Origin of the sequence: Sphingobium sp. LMC3-1-1.1 (assembly GCF_040676285.1) — a bacterium.
Lineage (GTDB): Bacteria > Pseudomonadota > Alphaproteobacteria > Sphingomonadales > Sphingomonadaceae > Sphingobium.
In genome coordinates this window covers 1-636 of the sequence record NZ_JBEGHQ010000048.1, presented here as the reverse complement: position 1 = coordinate 636, position 636 = coordinate 1, and the positions used below count along the sequence as shown (strand labels likewise).

The following is a 636-nucleotide window of genomic DNA, read 5'->3' as shown; positions in this document are numbered from 1 at the left end:
ATGTCGTCATCGAAACCTCCGGCCTGGCCGAGGCGGGCCCCATCCTCCAGGCTTTCCTGTCCGAACCCACGCTTGAGGGGCTCTTCCGGATGGGCGCGGTCGTTGCGACCGTCGATGCGGTGAACGCAGAGGCGACCCTGGCGGATCATCCCGTTTCCGTGCGGCAGGTCGCGCTGGCGGACAGCATTCTCCTGACCAAGACGGACCTGCTGGAACCTGCGGAGCGGGCGGCGCGCAAGGCGGCGCTGATCGCCCGCCTGGGCCAGATCAACCGCACCGCCCCTGTGCTGGAAAGCGATGATCTGGCGGCCGATCCGGTGGGCGTGATGCGCAAGCTGATGGCCGATCCGAGAGAGGATCCACAAGCCGCGAAGAGCTGGATGGAGGCCGCCCTTGGCGCGGCTCCCACCCATGAAGCGGCGAATGCGGAGCACGGCCATGAAGCGCATGCGCATGACAGTGGCATCGCGTCGTTCAACCTGATCCGGGACGAGCCGCTCCCGCGCGAAGCTCTGAACCTGCTGCTGACGTCCCTGGAAAAGCATCTCGGCGCCAATCTGCTCCGGGTGAAGGGGCTGGTGAATGTCAGGGAGGAACCCGGCCAGCCCGCCGTCATCCAGGGCGCGCAGCATCTGC

Annotated in this window: 1 protein-coding gene; it reads left to right on the top strand. The window is 67.1% G+C overall.

Features of this window, described 5'->3' with window-relative positions:
• A partial coding sequence (locus MRBLMC3_RS18695) for a CobW family GTP-binding protein (protein WP_363831261.1) occupies positions 1-636 on the top strand: 636 nt, incomplete at both ends.